This window comes from Actinoplanes sp. NBC_00393, from assembly GCF_036053395.1.
In the GTDB taxonomy this organism is placed as follows: Bacteria; Actinomycetota; Actinomycetes; order Mycobacteriales; family Micromonosporaceae; genus Actinoplanes.
In genome coordinates, this window is the sequence record NZ_CP107942.1 from 5,555,283 (window position 1) to 5,573,051 (window position 17,769).

Annotated in this window: 19 protein-coding genes and 2 pseudogenes; 14 read left to right on the plus strand and 7 right to left on the minus strand. The window is 71.7% G+C overall.

Annotated features, from left to right (window positions below):
- Positions 1-11: 11 nt before the first annotated feature.
- From OHA21_RS25950 to OHA21_RS25965, 4 genes are read left to right on the plus strand one after another with little or no spacing between them, the layout of a single operon-like run.
- Positions 12-275, plus strand: a complete 264-nt coding sequence (locus tag OHA21_RS25950; protein WP_328477995.1) for a HypC/HybG/HupF family hydrogenase formation chaperone — start codon at positions 12-14, stop codon at positions 273-275.
- Positions 250-1,344, plus strand: a complete 1,095-nt coding sequence (gene hypD / locus OHA21_RS25955) for a hydrogenase formation protein HypD (RefSeq protein ID WP_328477998.1) — start codon at positions 250-252, stop codon at positions 1,342-1,344. The genes OHA21_RS25950 and hypD overlap by 26 nt, the downstream gene beginning before the upstream one ends.
- Complete coding sequence (gene hypE, locus OHA21_RS25960; protein ID WP_328478000.1) at positions 1,341-2,396, plus strand: hydrogenase expression/formation protein HypE; 1,056 nt, start codon at positions 1,341-1,343, stop codon at positions 2,394-2,396. Before hypD ends, hypE begins: the two co-directional genes overlap by 4 nt.
- 1 nt (position 2,397) lies before the next feature.
- Positions 2,398-3,105, plus strand: coding sequence for a DUF6390 family protein (locus OHA21_RS25965; protein ID WP_328478002.1), 708 nt, complete (start codon positions 2,398-2,400; stop codon positions 3,103-3,105).
- Here OHA21_RS25965 and OHA21_RS25970 read toward each other — a convergent pair.
- A complete protein-coding gene (locus OHA21_RS25970) occupies positions 3,074-4,108 on the minus strand; it encodes an LLM class F420-dependent oxidoreductase (RefSeq protein ID WP_328478004.1) in 1,035 nt (344 codons plus the stop codon). The genes OHA21_RS25965 and OHA21_RS25970 overlap by 32 nt on opposite strands.
- Positions 4,108-5,196, minus strand: a complete 1,089-nt coding sequence (locus OHA21_RS25975) for an alcohol dehydrogenase catalytic domain-containing protein (RefSeq protein ID WP_328478006.1) — start codon at positions 5,194-5,196, stop codon at positions 4,108-4,110. The genes OHA21_RS25970 and OHA21_RS25975 overlap by 1 nt, the downstream gene beginning before the upstream one ends.
- 92 nt (positions 5,197-5,288) lie before the next feature.
- Here OHA21_RS25975 and OHA21_RS25980 point away from each other — a divergent pair, with 92 nt between their 5' ends.
- Genes OHA21_RS25980 through OHA21_RS26005 form a run of 6 tightly spaced genes read left to right on the plus strand, consistent with a single transcriptional unit; the run spans position 5,289 to position 9,231 of the window.
- Complete coding sequence (locus tag OHA21_RS25980) at positions 5,289-5,885, plus strand: TetR/AcrR family transcriptional regulator (RefSeq protein WP_328478008.1); 597 nt, start codon at positions 5,289-5,291, stop codon at positions 5,883-5,885.
- Positions 5,886-5,943: 58 nt separating this feature from the next.
- On the plus strand, positions 5,944-6,705 hold the full coding sequence (locus OHA21_RS25985) for a glucose 1-dehydrogenase (RefSeq protein WP_328478010.1): 762 nt from the start codon (positions 5,944-5,946) through the stop codon (positions 6,703-6,705).
- A gap of 1 nt (position 6,706) precedes the next feature.
- Complete coding sequence (locus tag OHA21_RS25990) at positions 6,707-7,627, plus strand: SDR family NAD(P)-dependent oxidoreductase (protein WP_328478012.1); 921 nt, start codon at positions 6,707-6,709, stop codon at positions 7,625-7,627.
- Positions 7,620-8,075: a pyridoxamine 5'-phosphate oxidase family protein gene (locus OHA21_RS25995; RefSeq protein WP_328478014.1), complete on the plus strand. Its 456-nt coding sequence runs from the start codon at positions 7,620-7,622 to the stop codon at positions 8,073-8,075. The genes OHA21_RS25990 and OHA21_RS25995 overlap by 8 nt, the downstream gene beginning before the upstream one ends.
- A gap of 24 nt (positions 8,076-8,099) precedes the next feature.
- Entirely contained in the window at positions 8,100-8,621 is a 522-nt protein-coding gene (locus OHA21_RS26000; protein WP_328478016.1) for a hypothetical protein, read from the plus strand.
- 10 nt (positions 8,622-8,631) lie between these two features.
- Positions 8,632-9,231: a TetR/AcrR family transcriptional regulator gene (locus OHA21_RS26005; protein ID WP_328478018.1), complete on the plus strand. Its 600-nt coding sequence runs from the start codon at positions 8,632-8,634 to the stop codon at positions 9,229-9,231.
- A gap of 19 nt (positions 9,232-9,250) precedes the next feature.
- Here the strand turns inward: OHA21_RS26005 and OHA21_RS26010 are convergent, their stop codons facing one another.
- The 4 genes and pseudogenes from OHA21_RS26010 to OHA21_RS26025 form a co-directional block, all read right to left on the minus strand.
- Positions 9,251-10,285 carry an MBL fold metallo-hydrolase gene (locus OHA21_RS26010; RefSeq protein WP_328478020.1) on the minus strand — a complete coding sequence of 345 codons (1,035 nt, stop codon included), beginning with the start codon at positions 10,283-10,285 and terminating at the stop codon, positions 9,251-9,253.
- A 44-nt stretch (positions 10,286-10,329) separates the two neighbouring features.
- Positions 10,330-11,838, minus strand: a complete 1,509-nt coding sequence (locus OHA21_RS26015; RefSeq protein WP_328478022.1) for an aldehyde dehydrogenase family protein — start codon at positions 11,836-11,838, stop codon at positions 10,330-10,332.
- Positions 11,839-12,264: 426 nt separating this feature from the next.
- Positions 12,265-12,849, minus strand: a pseudogene (locus OHA21_RS26020) (SDR family oxidoreductase); the annotation flags it as partial.
- Positions 12,850-13,095: 246 nt separating this feature from the next.
- Positions 13,096-13,224: pseudogene (locus tag OHA21_RS26025) on the minus strand (SDR family NAD(P)-dependent oxidoreductase); the annotation flags it as partial.
- A 49-nt stretch (positions 13,225-13,273) separates the two neighbouring features.
- On the opposite strand from OHA21_RS26025, the gene OHA21_RS26030 reads away from it, so the two are divergent.
- Genes OHA21_RS26030 through OHA21_RS26045 form a run of 4 tightly spaced genes read left to right on the plus strand, consistent with a single transcriptional unit; the run spans position 13,274 to position 16,564 of the window.
- Positions 13,274-14,011 carry an enoyl-CoA hydratase family protein gene (locus OHA21_RS26030; protein WP_328478024.1) on the plus strand — a complete coding sequence of 246 codons (738 nt, stop codon included), beginning with the start codon at positions 13,274-13,276 and terminating at the stop codon, positions 14,009-14,011.
- A complete protein-coding gene (locus OHA21_RS26035) occupies positions 14,008-14,829 on the plus strand; it encodes a CoA transferase subunit A (protein ID WP_328478026.1) in 822 nt (273 codons plus the stop codon). The genes OHA21_RS26030 and OHA21_RS26035 overlap by 4 nt, the downstream gene beginning before the upstream one ends.
- Positions 14,826-15,518, plus strand: a complete 693-nt coding sequence (locus tag OHA21_RS26040; RefSeq protein WP_328478028.1) for a CoA-transferase subunit beta — start codon at positions 14,826-14,828, stop codon at positions 15,516-15,518. The genes OHA21_RS26035 and OHA21_RS26040 overlap by 4 nt, the downstream gene beginning before the upstream one ends.
- A complete protein-coding gene (locus OHA21_RS26045) occupies positions 15,515-16,564 on the plus strand; it encodes an NAD(P)H-dependent flavin oxidoreductase (RefSeq protein WP_328478030.1) in 1,050 nt (349 codons plus the stop codon). The genes OHA21_RS26040 and OHA21_RS26045 overlap by 4 nt, the downstream gene beginning before the upstream one ends.
- A gap of 63 nt (positions 16,565-16,627) precedes the next feature.
- Here the strand turns inward: OHA21_RS26045 and OHA21_RS26050 are convergent, their stop codons facing one another.
- Positions 16,628-17,749: an acetyl-CoA C-acetyltransferase gene (locus OHA21_RS26050; protein WP_328478032.1), complete on the minus strand. Its 1,122-nt coding sequence runs from the start codon at positions 17,747-17,749 to the stop codon at positions 16,628-16,630.
- Between the last annotated feature and the right edge of the window lie 20 nt (positions 17,750-17,769).

Consider the following 17,769-nt stretch of genomic DNA (forward strand, 5'->3'; position numbering starts at 1 on the left):
AGGGAGACGTCATGTGCCTCGCTGTTCCCGGCCGGGTTCTGAGCATCACCGAGGCGGACGGCGTGCCGATGGCCGAGGTCGACTTCGGTGGGGTGCGCAAGGAGGTGTGCCTGCAGTACGTGCCGGACGTCCGGGTCGGCGAGTACGTGATCGTGCACGTCGGTTTCGCCATCCAGCAGCTCGACGAGGAGTCGGCCCGGCAGACCCTGGCCAACTTCGAGCGGATGGGAATCTTGGAGGAGGAGTTCGGTGAAGTACCTCGACGAGTTCAGTGATCCCGCCCTGGCCGCGCGGCTGGTCGAGCAGATCCATGCGGCCACCACCCGGCCCTGGGCGATGATGGAGGTCTGCGGCGGGCAGACCCACTCGATCATCCGGCACGGCATCGACCAGCTGCTGCCGGACGGTGTCGAGATGATCCACGGGCCGGGCTGCCCGGTCTGCGTCACCCCGCTCGAAGTGATCGACAAGGCGCTCGCGATCGCGGCGCGGCCCGGCGTGATCTTCTGCTCGTTCGGCGACATGCTGCGGGTGCCGGGCAGCGGGCAGGACCTGTTCGGGGTGAAGAGCGCGGGCGGCGACGTCCGCGTCGTCTACTCCCCGATGGACGCGCTGAAACTGGCCCGGGAGAACCCGGACCGGCAGGTGGTGTTCTTCGGCATCGGCTTCGAGACCACCGCCCCGGCCAACGCGATGACCGTGCACCAGGCCCGGCGGCTCGGCCTGACCAACTTCTCGCTGCTGGTGTCGCACGTGCTGGTGCCACCGGCGATCGCGGCCATCATGGAGTCGCCGCGCTGCCGGGTGCAGGCGTTCCTGGCCGCCGGGCACGTGTGCAGCGTGATGGGCACCCGGGAGTACCCGCCGCTGGCCGAGAAGTACGGAGTGCCGATCGTGGTCACCGGGTTCGAACCGCTCGACATCCTGGAGGGCATCCGGCAGACGGTCACGCTGCTGGAAGCCGGCCGGGCGGAGGTGCGCAACGCGTACCCGCGGGCGGTGCGCGACGAGGGCAACCCGGCGGCGATGGCGATGCTGCGCGACGTGTTCGAGGTGACCGACCGGACGTGGCGCGGCATCGGTGAGATCCCGGGCAGCGGCTGGCGGCTCTCCCCGCGGTACCGGGAGTTCGACGCGGAACTGCGTTTCGACGTGGGCGGGCTGCACACCGCGGAGTCGCCGTTGTGCCGCTCGGGCGAGGTTCTGCAGGGGCTGCTCAAACCGCACGAGTGCGCGGCCTTCGGCAAGCAGTGCACGCCGCGGACGCCGCTGGGCGCGACCATGGTCTCGTCGGAGGGGGCCTGTGCGGCGTATTACGCGTACCGGTTGGTGACCCACTCATGACCCTTGATTTCGAGAGTTGGACCTGCCCGGTGCCGCTGCGCGACACCCCCGCGATCGTGCTGGGCCACGGCGGGGGCGGCGCGATGTCCGCCGAGCTGGTGCAACATCTCTTCCTTCCGGGGTACGGGTCCGCAGGCGCCCCCGGCGAGCTGGGCGACTGTGCGGTGCTGGAGGTCGCCGGCGCCCGGCTGGCGTTCTCCACCGACGGTTTCGTGGTCAAGCCGATGGTCTTCCCCGGCGGCTCGATCGGCGACCTGGCGGTTAACGGCACCGTCAACGACCTGGCGATGTCCGGCGCCACCCCGCTGTACCTGTCGGCCGCCTTCATCCTGCAGGAGGGCACCGCGCTCGCCGAGATCGGCCGGATCGCCGAGGCGATGGGCGCCGCCGCCCGGGCCGCCGGGGTGCGGCTGGTCACCGGCGACACGAAGGTGGTGGACAACGGCAGCGGCGACGGCGTCTTCATCACCACGGCCGGGATCGGCGTGGTTCCGGACGGCGTCGACATCCGCCCCGGCCGCGCGAGTCCCGGCGACGCGATCCTGATCAGCGGCGACCTCGGCGAACACGGGGTGGCCGTGCTGAGCTGCCGGGAGGGCCTGACCTTCGGCACCGAGGTGCGCAGCGACACCGCGCCGCTGCACGGCCTGGTCGCGGCGATGCTCGCCACCGAAGCCGACGTGCACGTGCTGCGCGATCCGACCCGCGGTGGGGTGGCGGCCGCGCTCAACGAGATCGCCAAGGCCGCGGGCGTCGGTGTCGAGCTGGTCGAGCGGGATCTGCCGGTGCCGGGTGAGGTGGCGGACGCGTGCAGCCTGCTCGGGCTCGACCCGTTGCAGGTGGCCAACGAGGGGAAGCTGATCGCGTTCGTGCCGGCGGAACGGGCGGACGAACTGCTCGAGGCGATGCGGGCGCACCCGTACGGAAAGAATGCTCGCAGGATCGGCACCTGCGTGCCGGACCATCCCGGCATGGTCGTGGCCCGCACCGCGCTCGGCGGCACCCGGGTGATCAGCATGCCGATCGGCGAACAGCTCCCACGGATCTGCTGAGATGAGCGAACCGGGAACGCGGCTGTTCGCCCGCTACGCCTACCCGCCGAACGCGCTCGGCTACTGCGGGCCGGAGGGCGCGTCGGTGCTGCTGCGCCCGGACGCCACCGCCGAGATCGCCGCACGGGCCCGGGCATTCGAGGGCGCGTGGGCGTACCTGGAGTTCATCGCCCGCTCGGCGGGCATCGCCGACCCGCTCGACGCCCGCGTGGTGGAGGCCTACTGGATCGGCAACGAGCTGCTGGACCGGGTGCCGCCGGCCGGGCTGACCGCGTTCCTGCGCCGCCGGTTCGCCGGGCAGGAGGGCGGCAGCTGGGCGTCGGCGCACGACCGGGCAGTCGCGCACCACAGCTTCCACGTCTTCGAGGTGTACCCGTGGCTCGACCTGCTGCGCCGCACCGGCAGCCCGGCCGCGGTCTCGGTGCTGGACCGCTGCCGCATCCGCACCGGCGTGGTGGCCGCGGTGCACGGCCCGACCGCCACCGTGGTCTCCCGACCGCTGACCTGGACCGACGGCTTGCTGGCATCCGGCCCGCCGGCCGAGGAGGTGGTCCGGCTGCTGCCGCACGAGGTGGTGCCGGGCGATCGCGTGGCCCTGCACTGGGACTGGATCTGCGACATCCTGACCGGTCCGCAGCAGGCCGCTCTGGAGTCGCACGAACGCCGCCGGCTGGCCGCTATCCCCCGAGGATCCGGCGCAGCTCCGTGACGTCCTTGACCCGTTCGGCGCGGGTCGCGGCGAGCGGGGAGACCAGGATGGTGGTCACCCCGGCGGCGGCCAGGTCGTCGAGCCTCTGCTTGACCGAATCCGGAGCGCCGACCAGGCAGGTCGCGGCGACCAGGTCGTCCGGGACCGCGGCGGCGGCCTCCGCCTTGCGGCCGCTCAGGAACAGGTCCTGGATCAGCTCGGCCTCGCGCGGGTAGCCGTACCGGCGGATCAGGTCGTTGGAGAAGTTGCGCTTGCGCGCGCCCATGCCGCCCAGGTAGAGCGCGAGTTGCGCACGGTGCCGCGCCAGCAGGTCCGGCGTCGGTTCGGCAAGGGCGAAGGGTACGGGCACCGACACATCCAGCGGACCGAGAGTGGGATCACGGCGGGTCTGCCCGTCCGCGAGCGCCTCGCCGAACACCCGGCCGGCCGCCCGCGGGTCGAGGAAGAGCGCCTGCCAGCCGTCGGCGATCTCGGCGGCCAGGGCCACGTTGCGCGGGCCCATGGCGGCCAGCAGGATCGGGATCCGCTCGCGGACCGGCCGGTTGATCAGTTTGAGCGGTTTGCCGTAGTCGCCGGGCAGCGGGATCCGGTAGTGCTCGCCCTCGAAGACCAGCGCCTCCCGCCGCCAGGCACGCCGGCAGATCTCCACGATCTCGCGGGTCCGCCCGACCGGCGCGTCGTACCGCACCCCGTGGAACCCCTCGATCACCTGCGGCCCGGAGGCGCCCAGCCCGAGCGAGAACCGTCCGCCGGAGACGTAGTCCAGGCCGGCCGCGGTCATCGCGGTCAGCGTCGGCGTACGCGTGTAGGTCTGCATCACCCCGGACGCCAGCCCCATCGTGCGGGTCCGCGCGGCCAGGTAGCCGAGCTGGCTGACCGCGTCGAAGCTGTACGCCTCCGGCACCACGACCAGCTCGGCACCGGCCTGCTCGAACTCCACGACCTCGTCCACCGCGTCAGCGAAACCCTGCCCGCTGTAGCCCAGCTGGATGCCGAGCCGCATCAGGCGCCGTCGCCGTGGACGATGACCTGCCGGATCACGTCGCCGCTGCCGAGGCCGGCCAGGGCGTCGCCGACCTGGTCGAGACGCAGCCGGCGGCTGATCATGCCCTCGATGTCGAGCCGCCCGGCCCGCCACAGGCTGAGCAGGCGGGGGAAGTCGCGGGGCGGGTCGGCCGAACCATACAGCGACGGGATGATCGTCTTGCCCTCGAAGAGCAGCTCGAACGGGCTGAACTCGACCTGATGCTCGGCCCGGCCGGCGCCGACCACGACCACGCTGCCGCCGCGGCGGGTGGCGGTCCAGGCGGTGCGCAGCGTCTGCGGGACGGCCACCACGTCGAAGGAGCAGTCGAAGCCCTCCGGGACCACCTCCGTCTGCAGGTCGCTGAGCTCGTCGGGGGTGACCGAGTGGGTGGCGCCGAAGCGGCGGGCCGCCTCGTGCCGGGCGGGCACGGTGTCGACGGCGACGATCACGGCCGCGCCGGCGAGCCGGGCGCCCTGGACCGCGGCGATGCCCACGCCCCCGCAGCCGATCACCACGACGGTGTCGCCGGGGCGCACCCGGGCCGTGTTGATCACCGCGCCGACGCCGGTGGTGACGCCGCAGCCGACCAGGGCGGCCACCTCGTACGGCACATCGTCGTCGATCTTCACCGCGCCGGCCCGGGGCACGACCATCTCCTCGGCGAACGAGCCGCACCCGGCCATCCCGAAGACGGGCAGGTCACCGGCCATGAACCGAGGCATCACGTAGCCGGCCATCACGTGGGTCATGCACAGGTAGGGCTCGTTGCGCCGGCAGTGCGCACAGGTCCCGCAGGAGGGCAGCCAGTTCACCGCGATCCGGTCCCCCGGCCCCAGATCCTCGACCCCGTCACCGACCGCGATCACGTCACCGGCCGCCTCGTGACCGAGCACCGCGGGGACCGGCTGGGGCAGGCCGCCGTTGAGCGCGGACAGGTCGGAGTGGCAGACACCGGAGGCCCGCACCCGCAGGTGCACCTCGCCCGGGCCGGGACCGACGACGGTGACGTCGTCACGGAGGTCGAGTTTCTCTTCGCCGATCGTGTGGAGAACCGCCGCGCGCATCCCGCCACCCCCACTCAGAATTAGAACGCGTTCTACGCTATCCGGGTGGGGTGAACCAAGCAAGCGTTTGGCAGGGCGGCATAATAGGCCTGGTGACGACCCCTTCGAAGAGCAGCTCGCAACGGCGTGCGCACCTGGTCCAGCTCGCCGGCGACCTGTTCGCCGAGAAGGGCTTCCGCGCGACGACGGTACGCGAGATCGCCGACGCCGCCGGCATCCTCTCCGGCAGCCTGTACCACCACTTCGACTCGAAGGAGTCGATCGGCGACGAGATCCTCAGCGCCTTCCTCGAGGACGTGCTCGCCGGCTACCGGGCGGCGGCCGCGTCCACCGACGACCCGCGCAAGGCGATCGAGGAGATCGTCCGGTCCAGCACCGCCACCCTGAGCCGGCACCGGGCGGCGCTGACCATGCTGCAGAACGACTGGGCGTACTTCAGCGCCCAGCCCCGCTTCGGCTACCTGCGCACCGCCATGAAGGAGATCGAGCAGACCTGGGTCGAGCAACTGGAACGCGGCAAGGAGACCGGGCTGTTCCGCGCCGACCTGGACGCCCGGCTGATCTACCGGCTGCTGCGCGACGTGCTGTGGATCCCCACCTCCTGGCAGCAGAGCCGAAGCTCGGGCTGGTCCGCCGAGCAGATCAACGACGGCCTGCTGCGCCTGCTCTTCGACGGCATCACCGCCTGACAAACCGCCGCGCTCGGTCTACGCTCCGAACCAAGCAAGCGCTTGGTGGGAGGATGCCATGGGGCGGCTGGACGGCAAGGTTGCACTGATCACCGGCGGCGCCCGCGGCATGGGCAAGGCGCACGCCCGGCACTTCGCCGCCGAAGGGGCCCGGGTGGTCATCGGCGACGTGCTCGACGACAAGGGTCAGGCCGTCGCGGACGGGCTCGGCGCGGACCGGTGCCGGTTCGTGCACCACGACGTGACCAGCGAGGACGAGTGGGCGGCCGCGGTGGCGGCGACGCTGTCCGCGTTCGGTCGCGTGGACGTGCTGGTCAACAACGCGGGGATCCTGCGGCACGCGCCGGTCGCCGAGATGCCGCTGGACGAGTTCCGCCGGGTGATCGACGTCAACCTGGTCGGCACCTGGCTCGGCATCCGGCAGGTCGTCCCGGCGATGACCACGGCCGGCGGCGGTTCCATCGTCAACATCTCGTCGATCGAGGGCATCGCCGGGGCGGCCGGGCTTTCGGCGTACAGTGCCAGCAAATTCGGCGTCCGCGGCCTCACCCGGTCGGCGGCGCAGGAGCTGGGCCCGCTCGGCATCCGGGTCAACTCGGTGCACCCCGGCGGCGTGATGACCTCGATGGCGCTGTCCGCGGCGCAGACCATGACCGGTGTGGACGGCACCGGCTTCCTGAAGGCGCTGCCGATCGCCCGCTTCGCCGAGCCGGTGGAGATCTCCCGGCTGGTCGCGTTCCTCGCCTCCGACGAGTCGTCGTACACCACCGGCGCCGAGTTCCTCGCCGACGGCGGCCTGCTCAGCGGCCCGGGCTACTGAGATGGGCAGCCTGGACGGGCGGGTCGCGATCGTCACCGGCGCGGCACAGGGGCTGGGCGCGGCCGAAGCGGTCGCGCTGGCGGCGAACGGGGCCCGGGTGGTGCTCAACGACCTGCCCGGGCCGCATCTCGACGAGGTGGCTGACCGGATCAAGACGGCGGGCGGCGAAGCGACAGTCCATCCCGGCGACGTCGGCGACTGGTCCACCGGTGAGGCGCTGGTCAAGGCCGCGACGGACACGTTCGGTGGGCTGGACATCCTGGTCAACAACGCCGGCGTGCTGCGCGACCGGATGGTCTTCTCGATGTCCGAACAGGAGTGGGACACCGTCGTCCGGGTGCACCTGCGCGGCCACTTCGTCACCACCCGCTTCGCCACCGCGTACTGGCGCGACCGCAGCAAGGCCGACGGCCGTCCGCCGTACGCGAGGATAATCAATACTGCCTCCGAGGCCTTCCTGCTGGGCTCGGCCGGGCAGCCCAACTACGCCGCCGCCAAAGGCGGCATCGTCGCCCTGACCCTCGCGACCGCACGGGGTTGCGCCAAATATGGGGTACGCGCAAACGCCATCTGCCCCCGCGCCCGCACCGCGATGACCGGCGACCTGATGGGCCCACCGCCGGACGGGCCGGACCCGATGGCTCCCGAACGGGTCACCCCGCTGGTCACCTACCTGGCCGGGCCGGCCGCCGCGCGGATCACCGGCGAGGTGTTCGTGGTGCACGGCGACGTGGTGGCGGTGCTCGGGCCGCCGACGGTCCGGGCCGCGTTCCATGCCGTCAGCGGCCGGTGGTCGCTCACCGAACTCGATGCGGCCCTGAGTACGGTCTTCACGGACGACCCGCCGCGGCCCGGCTTCGTCTGCGAGGACACCCTGCCGCTGGCCGCTTCCACCTTCGGGGAGACGAGTCGGGATGCCTAGTCAGCGGGACACGGTCACGATGACTCCGGACGAGGTTGCGGCGCTTCTCGCGTACGCGCGAAAGGTCCAGATCGCCACCATCAACCCGGACGGAACGCCGCACCTGGTGACCATGTTCGTTGGTCTGGCCGAAGGCCGGATCGCGTTCTGGACCTACCGGGCCTCGCGCAAGGCGCTCAACCTGGCCCGGGACCCACGGATCACCTGCCTGGTCGAGGACGGCGAGGACTATTTCGAGCTGCGCGGCGTGCAGGTGACCGGCACCGTGAAGCGGATCGACGACCTGCCCGGGGTGACCGAGGTGGGCCGGCTGATCGCCGGGCGGATGCCGGACGTGCCGCAGGAGGCGCTGGACGCGTACGTCACGCATGCGGCCCGCAAGCGCGCCGCCTACCTGGTGGAGCCGGAACGCATCGCCAGTTGGGACCACCGCAAGCTGCTGGGCTGACGCGCCGGCGGCTACCGTGTCCGCATGCGCGGGCGGGTGGTGGCCATCGGGCTGGGCGGGGCGGCCGCGGTGGTCGCGGTGACCTGGGCGGTCGGCGCATTCTTGGGCTTCAACGGGTTCGCCGCTGCCTGGACCGTGCACTTCGCGATGATGGCGTGGATGTCGGCGTTGCTCGACGCGGCGAAACCGGAACTTCGCGGCGACTGGTTCCGGGTCCGCGCCTGGGAACCCGGCGCGTACCGGCGGCTCGGCGCGTGGCGGTACATGCGGCTGCTACGGGCGATCGGCTGGGAGCGGCACAACCGCAGGCTCGACGGCGCCCGGTCCTCACTGCCTGCGTTCGAGCTGGCCACCCGCCGCTCTGAGGCGGCGCACCTGGTCATCGGCCTGATCGGGCTGGTGCTGGCGGCCGTGGCGATCGGATTCCGGGCGTGGTGGGCGGCCGGCTGGCTGGTGTTCCTCGACGTCGTCCTGCACGGGTACCCGGTGCTGCTGCAGCGGGCGGTGCGCTTCCGGCTGCAACGCCTCGCACCGGCGCACACCTAGAATCTCGATCGTGGCTGTCACGCCCGCGGGCCGGCCCCGCGATCCCGAGGTCGACGCGCGTATCACCCGCGCGGCCGCCGAGGTCTACGGCGCCGAGGGCTGGGCGCGGTTCTCGGTGGACGCGGTCGCGCGCCGGGCCGGCGTCGGCAAGGCGTCGATCTACCTGCGCTGGCCGAACAAGGAGGCCCTGCTGGCCGCCGCGCTGGCCACCCGGCTGGCGGGTGTCCGCGACATCGACACCGGATCGGTACGCGACGACCTGGTCGCCCTGGCCCGCCAGGTGCTGCACACGTTCCTCGGCGAGTCGGGCGGCACCGTGCTGCGGCTGATGCTCGAGGCGGAGAACATCCCGGCCGGTCTTGAGCACCTGGACCGGTTCCGGCAGTCGCAGACCTCGGCGGCCCGGGCGATCGTGCACCGGGGTATCGACCGGGGGCAACTGGGCCGCGACACCAGCGTCACGCTGCTGCTGGACAGCATCAGTGGGGGCGCGCTCAACCACGCCCTGGTCACCCCGGCGCGGCTGCGGGCCACCGTGGCGGCAGGCGCTGATCAGTACGCGGAGGACCTGGTCGATTTCGTGCTGGCGTCAGTGACCACGGCCGCGTAGCGCCTGCCCTTTTCTCGCATCATTGACCACGGCCGCACAGCACGCCGGACAGCAACCGGCCGTCGCCGTCACGGGCCAGTTCCCCGGTGTGGATCAGCAGCTCGACGTGGGCCGCCGTCTCCGCGATCGCAGCGACTCGCATCGGCCCGATCTCGGCCCACGGGCGCGACCAGGTCAGCGCCGCGGCGAGCTGCCAGATGCTCGGGTTGCCCAGCTTCTCCACGGTCGCGGTGATCTCGGCGCAGCGCTGCCGGTGATGGCCGGCGAGTTCGGCCGCACGGGCGGCGATGCCGTCGAACCGGTACTCGTGCGCGGGCAGCGCCTCACACCCGTCGTGGGCGGCGACCTTGGTCAGCGACTCCAGGTAGCGGCCGAGCGGGTCGTCGCCGGTCAACTGCAGGCCGATGTTCGGGCTGATCCGGGGCAGCAGGTGGTCGCCGGTGAGCAGCACCTGCGCGTCCGGTTCGAGCAGGCAGATGTGGCCGGGAGTGTGCCCGGGCGTCCAGACGGCCCGCAGCTGCCGGCCCTTCACCGGCACCAGGTCGCCGTCGTCGAGCAGCACGTCGGCGTCGGCGAGCGGGGCGAAGTGCCGGTCCACGTCCGCGCCGAACGTGCTGAGCAGGCCGGCGACCTCATCCTCGGGCACATGCAGGGCCCGCATCCAGGTGCCGAGAGCCCGGGCGGGGTCGGCGTCCCGGTCGCGGATCAGCGTCGCGCGCTCGGCCGGATGCATGGCCACCCAGGCGCCGGAGGCGTCGCGCAGCCGCCCGGTCAGACCGTGGTGATCGGGGTGCACGTGGGTGACCACGATCCCGGTGACATCGGCGGGGGTGGCGCCGGCCACGGCGAGACCCGTCTCCAGGGCGGTCCAGCCGAGCTCGCTGTTCCAGCCCGGGTCGACCACGACCAGCTCGTCGTCGCCTGGGACGAGATAGGTGAGGGTGTAGCGCAACGGGTTGTCCGGGATCGGCACGGGAACCGAGATCAGGCCGCTGGGCAGTTTCTCCACCGGCGGCAGGGTCCGCGCCCGCCAGGCAGCCTGTTGCACGTTCACGCCGAGTCCCCTTTCCTAGACGGCAGCCGTCTAGGAAGCGAACCCTACATCATCTCCTCGGTCGTGGGGATGAGGACCGTCTTGACCTCGGTGTACGCCTCGATCGAACTGCGCCCGCCCTCCCGGCCCAGCCCCGACTGCCCGAACCCGCCGAACTCCACGTGCGGCTCCAACTGGTAGCCGTTGACCCCGACCGTGCCGGCCCGGACCGCCCGGGTCAGCCGCATCGCCCGCTTCACGTCCTTCGTCCAAACGGTGGCAGCCAGCCCGTACGAGGTGTCGTTCGCCAACCGGACCGCCTCGTCCTCGTCGGTGAACGGGACGATGGCCAGGACCGGCCCGAAGATCTCCTCCCGGGCGATGGTCGCGTCGTTGCTGACGTCGGCGAACACCGTCGGCATGACGAAGTTGCCGGCCGCCAGATCACCGTCCGCACGGCCGCCGCCGACCACGAGCCGGGCACCCTCGGCCTGGCCGCGCTCGATGTAGCCGAGGACCCGGTTCATCTGCCGCTCGTTGATCAGCGGCGACGCGGTGGTCTCCGGATGGAACGGATCGCCGTAGTTGACCAGCGCAGCCATCGCCTCGGTGATCGCCAGGAACTCGTCGTAGACGTCGCGGTGCACCAGCGCCCGGGTGTGTGCGACACAGGCCTGACCGGACAGGCCCATGGTCACCGTGCCCATCGTGGTGGTGGCGGCCGCGTAGACGTCGGCGTCGGCGAAGACCAGCGACGGGCTCTTGCCGCCGAGCTCCAGGCTGGTCCGCTTCATGGTGTTCGCAGCGGCGGCGAGCACCTTGCGGCCGACCACCCGGCTCCCGGTGAAGGTGATCTTGTCGACCAGCGGGTGGTTGATCAGGACGTCGCCGGTCGGTTCGCCGGGGCCGGTGACCACGTTGAGCACACCCGGCGGCAGTCCCGCCTCCTCGACGATGCGGGCCAGCCGCAGGGCCGAGAACGTCGCGTACTCACTCGGCTTCAACACCACCGTGCACCCAGCGGCCAGTGCCGGCGCGAGTTTCTGGGCGGCGAGCAGCAGCGGCCCGTTCCACGGGATGATCGCGGCGACCACGCCGACCGGTTCGCGCAGGGTCATCACCAGGTGCTCACCGCCCTGATAGCCGGGCAGAGTCTCGCCGCCGAGCTTGTCCACCCAGCCGGCGTGATGCTCGAAGACGTCGGCCACACACTCGACCGACATCGCATAGGTCTCGCCGAAGCTGACCGGCACCCCGTTATCCAAGGCGACCAGCGCTTGCAGCTCGGGCGCGTGCGCCCGGATCTGCTCAGCGATGCGGAGCAGGACCCGAATACGTTCCTTGGCCCGGGTACGCGGCCACGGCCCCTCGTCGAACGCCCGGCGCGCACTGCGGACGGCTGCGTCCACGTCGCTCTCCCCGGCCACCGCGAACGCGCCGACCTCCTCAGCGGTCGCCGGATGCGGGTGCGTCCAGGTACGCCCGTCGGCGGCCGCCCGCCACGTTCCGCCAACGAGAAGCTCGCCGGTGGACAGGCCTAGTTCGTCGCGCTTCGCCTTGATCGAGAGAACCATCCCGCACCTCCGGCGGCCGCAGTATTGAAACCTGTTCTACTTCTGCGGAGGGTACGCCGAGCCCCGCCCCACCGCCAGAGCCCCTTCCGCCGCCCGCAAGCAACACTGCGCGTCAGCCCACCCAACCCGGCTGACCGCCAGAGCGGCTTCCAGCCGCCGGAAACGACGCTGCGCGTCAGCCGACCCAACCCTGCTGACCGCCAGAGCGGCTTCAGGCCACCCGAAACGACGCTGCACGTCAGCCGGGCAAACCCGGCTGACCGCCAGAGCGGCTTCGGGCCACCGGAAGCGACGCTGCGCGTCAGCCGGGCGAACCCGGCTGACCGCCAGAGCGGCTTCAGGCCGGCGGAAACGACGCTGCGCGTCAGCCGGGCGAACCGGCTGACCGCCAGAGCGGCTTCGGGCCGGCGGAAGCGACGCTGGTTGTCAGCTTGGGCGGAACTCGGTCAGGTAGGCGGGCCACTCGCCGCCGCCGTGGACGGCGAGGGCGGCGCCGCTCACGTAGCCGGCCAGCGGGGAGGCCAGGAAGAGGCAGGCGCCGGCTACGTCGTCGGGTGAAGCGGTTCGGCCGGCCGGCACGGTGCGGGCGGCGACTGCTGGGGTCAGGCCGTTGCCGACCGGGCCGACTACGAGGCTGTTCACGCGTACCGCCGGGGCCCATTCCACGGCGAGGCTGGCGGCGAGATTCAGCAGGCCCGCCTTGGCGGCGCCGTAGGCGGCGGTGCCGGGTGACGGCCTGGTGCCGCTCACGCTGCCGATCATCAGGATCACCCCGCCGCCGGGCTGGGCCTGCATGACCGCGTTGGCTGCCTGCGAGACGTGCAGCGGTGCGATCAGGTTCAGCTCGATCACCTTGGCGTGCAGCCGGGGCGAGGCGCTGTCCGCAGCGACCTGCGGGCTGCCGCCGGCGTTGTTGACCACCACGTCGAGCCGCCCGAACCGGGCCACCGCCTCGTTGATCAGCGCGGCCGCCTGCTCCGGGTCCCGCACGTCGGCGCGGAAGAAGCCTGGCCCGCCGCGCGGCGCCGCGCCACCCCCGCCACCGCCGATCGGCACCGCGTGGCCGTCGGCAGCGCCCGAGCTGTAGGTGGAGGTTGCACCGGAAGGCCGGGCGGCGGCGGGCAGCGGCAAGGTGGACGTTGCACCGGAAGGCGGGGCGAAGGAGGAGGGCAGCGGCGAGGTGGAGGTTGCACCGGAAGGCGGGGCGGCGGAGGGCCGCGGCGAGGTGGAGGTTGCGGTGACGGCGGATAGCGGGGCTGGGGGTGTTCGGCCGCAGACCAGTACGTCGGCGCCGGCGCGGTGGAAGGCTGCGGCGATCTGGGCGCCTATTCCGCGGGTGCCGCCGGTGACGACCACGGCCTTGCCGGTGAAGTCGAGGGGGTCCATAGGGTTCGATGCTAGCTACCCAAGCAAGCGCTAGGTTAGGCTGCCGGGCATGGGCGTGCAGCTGCACCGCGGCGCCGTCGCCGAGGTGGTCATCGACTTTCCGCCGGTCAATGCGGTTCCGGCGGCGGGCTGGCATGGGCTTGCTGATGCGCTGATCACGGCCGGTGCCGATACGCAGACGCGGGCCGTGGTGCTCGCTGCCGAGGGGCGCGGTTTCTGCGCCGGCGTCGACATCAAGGAGATGCAGCGGACCGAGGGACACGACGCCCTGCTGGCCGCCAACCGGGGCTGTGCGCGGGCGTTCGCCGCGGTCTACGACTGCCCGATTCCGGTGATCGCCGCGGTGCACGGTTTCTGTCTGGGCGGCGGGGTCGGCCTGGCGGGGAATGCGGATCTGGTGCTGGCCTCCGACGACGCCACGTTCGGGCTGCCCGAGGTGGACCGGGGTGCGCTCGGCGCCGCCACGCACCTGTCCCGGCTGGTTCCGCACCAGTTGATGCGCACCATGGTCTACACCTGCCGGCCGGTGACCGCGTGGCAGCTGCACCGGTTCGGGACGGTCCTGGAGGTGGTCCCCGAAGCCGGGCTGCGGCGGGCCGCGCACCGGGTCGCGGCCGAGATCGCCGGCAAGGATCCGCTGATCATCCGCCGGGCCAAGGAGTCGCTGAACGGCATCGATCCGGTCGACGTGAAGCGCTCCTACCGGTTCGAGCAGGGCTTCACCTTCGAGCTGAACCTGGACGGCGCCGGCGACCGGGCCCGGCAACGGTTTGTGGAGGGCCGATGATCGTCACGATCGACGAGGTGGTCGGCGAGATCCGCGACGGGATGACCATCGGCATCGGCGGCTGGGGCTCACGGCGTAAACCGATGGCCCTGGTCCGGGCCATCGCCCGCTCCGGCCGCACCGATCTCACGCTGGTCACCTACGGCGGCCCCGATGTCGGCCTGCTGGTGGCTTCCGGCTGTGTCCGGCGCGTGGTCACCGGTTTCGTCTCCCTGGACAGCATCCCGCTGGAGCCGCATTTCCGGCAGGCCCGCAGCGCCGGAACCGTGGAGCTGACCGAGTACGACGAGGGGATGCTCTATTGGGGACTGCTCGCGGCGGCGAACCGTCTGCCGTTCCTCCCGATCCGGGCCGGCCTCGGCTCCGACGTCATGCGAGTCAACCCGGAACTCAGGACGATCCGCTCCCCGTACCCCGACAACTCCGAACTCGTCGCTATGCCCGCCATAAACCTAGATATCGGAATCATCCATCTCAACCGCGCCGACGCGGATGGCAACGGCCGCTACCTGGGCCCGGACCCGTACTTCGATGATCTCTTCTGCCTGGCCGCGAAGCGACGGTTCGTCTCCTGCGAGGAGATCCTGAGCACCGCAGATCTGATGGACGCCGGCCCGCCCCAAACCCTCCTGGTGAACCGGTCGATGGTCGACGGCGTGATAGCCACCCCGAACGGCGCCCACTTCACCAGCTGCGTCCCCGACTACGGCCGCGACGAGCAGTTCCAGCGCGAGTACGCCACCACCGCCTGGGACGACTTCCGGGCCCGCTATCTGGACGGCGACGAGGCCGCCTACCAGCAGGCGATCAAGCGATGACCAGGGCAGACGTGTGCGTGGTGGCCTGCGCCGAGGCCTGGCGCGGCGACGGCGCGATCCTGGCCAGCCATGCCGGGCTGATCCCGAAACTCGGTGCCCGCCTGGCCCAGCTCACCTTCTCCCCCGACCTGCTGGTCACCGACGGCGAGGCCACGCTGCTGCGCGACGAGCAGGTCGAGGGCTGGCTGCCGTACCGGGCGGTGTTCACGATGGTCGCCGCCGGCACCCGGCACGTGATGATGGGCGCCAGCCAGCTCGACCGGTACGGCAACCAGAACATCTCCTGCATCGGCGACTGGTCCCGGCCGAAGTCGCAGCTGCTCGGCGTACGCGGCGCCCCCGGCAACACGGTCAACCACCCGACCAGCTACTGGGTGCCCCGGCACTCGCCCCGGGTTTTCGTCGAGCACGTCGACATGGTCTCCGGCGTCGGCCACGACCGCGGCGCGTACGAGATCCGCGTGGTGGTCACCAACCTCGCGGTGCTCGACTTCGCCACCCCGGAACGTTCGATGCGCCTGCGTTCGGTGCACCCCGGCGTCACCGTGCCCGAGGTCGTCGCGGCCACCGGCTTCCCGCTGACCGTTCCGGACGAGGTCCCCTCGACCCGGGAGCCGACCGCGGAGGAGCTGTCGCTGCTCAGCAACCACCTGGACCCGGACGGCCTGCGGGAGAAGGAACTGCGGTGAGGACCGCGCTCACCGACCTGCTCGGCTGCCGGCATCCGATCGTGCAGACCGGGATGGGGTACGTGGCAGGCGCCCGCCTGGTCTCCGCGGTCTCCGGCGCGGGCGGCTTCGGCATCGTCGCGTCGGCGACCATGAGCCTCGGCGAACTGCGGGACACGATCCACCGGATCCGCGAGCGTACGGACGCCCCGTTCGGCGTCAACCTGCGTGCCGACGCACCCGACGCCCGGGAGCGCATCGACCTGCTCATCCGCGAGAAGGTCAGGCTGGCGTCGTTCGCGCTGGCCCCGGACCGGGAGCTGATCCGGCGGTGCGCCGACGGCGGGCTGCTGACCATGCCGTCGGTCGGCGCGCGCCGGCACGCCGAGAAGGTGGCCGGCTGGGGCGTGGACGCGGTGCTGGTGCAGGGCGGCGAAGGCGGCGGGCACACCGGGCCGGTCCCGACGACGCTGCTGTTGCCGCAGGTGGTGGACGCGGTGGACATTCCGGTGGTGGCGGCCGGCGGGTTCTTCGACGGGCGGGGGCTGGTGGCGGCGCTGGCCTACGGTGCGGCCGGGATCGCGATGGGCACCCGATTCCTGCTCACCGCGGACAGCCCGGTCGCCGGGGAGGTCAAGCAGCTCTACCTGGATGCGCCGGTGACCGGGACGGTGGTGACCACGAGGGTTGACGGGGTTCCGCACCGGGTGCTGCGTACGCCGTACATCGATGGTTTGGAAAGATCGGGAAGGGTGAGTGCCCTGGTGCGCTCGGCCCGGCACGCGGTCGCGTTCCGGCGTCTGGCCGGGCTCTCCTGGCCGCAGCTGCTGCGCGCCGGCCGCGCGGCGCGGCACGGCCGCGAGCTGACCTGGGCGCAGACGTTGATGGCGGCGGGCACGCCGGTGCTGTTGCGCACGGCGATGGTGGAAGGCCGTCCGGAGTACGGGGTGATGTCCGCAGGTCAGGTGGCCGGTGTGATCGACGACCTGCCGTCGTGCGCCGAACTGATCGACCGGATCATGAAGGACGCGCACGCCATCCTGGACCGGCTCAACAGCGTTCGATGATCGCCCGGCCGGCCGTCGCCGGATCACATGCGTTCGATGATCGCCCGGCCGGCCGCCGCCGGGTCACATGCGTTCGATGATCGTCACGTTGGCCTGGCCGCCGCCCTCGCACATGGTGAGCAAGCCGTAGCGGCCGTCGCAGCGCTCGAGTTCGTGCAGCAGGCTGGTGAGCAGTCGCGCGCCGGTCGCGCCGAGCGGGTGGCCGAGCGCGATCGCCCCGCCGTTGACGTTGACGCGGGCCGGGTCGGCTCCGGTCTCGCGCAGCCAGGCCAGAGCCACGCTCGCAAATGCCTCATTGATTTCGAACCGGTCGATGTCGCCAACGCTCAACCCCGCGCGGCGCAGCGCGTGCGCGGTGGCCGCGATCGGCGCGGTCAGCATCAGGACCGGGTCATCCCCACGCGCGGAGAGGTGATGAATCCGGGCACGAGGCCGCAAGCCGTGGCTTCGCACCGCGGCGGACGAGGCAACCAGCAGGGCAGCCGCACCGTCCGCGATCTGGCTGGCCATCGCGGCCGTGGTGACGCCACCGTCGCGCAGCGGCCTCAGCGCAGCCACCTTGGCCGCAGACGTGTCCCGGCGAGGGCATTCATCCGTTTTGTCGCCGACAATCTCCGCCGCGAACCAGCCTCGATCAATTGCCGCGAGCGCCTTGGCATGGCTCGCGAGCGAGTATTCCTCCAGCTCAGCCCGGCTGAGCGCCCACTTCGAAGCAATCTCGTCCGCACTGCGGAACTGGCTGATCTCCTGATCGCCGTATCGGGCGACCCACCCTTCCGATTTCTTGTAGGGCCCCTCCGGCGCCATCGCACTGCCGATCGGCACCTGACTCATGCTCTGCACTCCCCCGGCCACCACCAGATCCGCGGTGCCACTGGCCACCGCCTGAGCGGCGAAGTGCACAGCCTGCTGCCCCGAACCACACTGCCGGTCGACCGTGACACCGGGAACATGTTCCGGTAGTCCCGCCACCAGCCACGCCGTCCGCGCGATGTCACCGGACTGCGGTCCAAGGGTGTCGACACAGCCGAGGATCACATCGTCGACCGCCGCCGGGTCCGCACCGGCCCGCTCCAGAACTGCGACGATCGCCTGCCCCGCCAGATCGGCGGGGTGCACGCCGGACAGCATCCCACCGCGCCGGCCGACGGCGGTACGCGCCGCACCTACCAGATAAGCATCCACTGTTGACGCCTCCCGCCGCG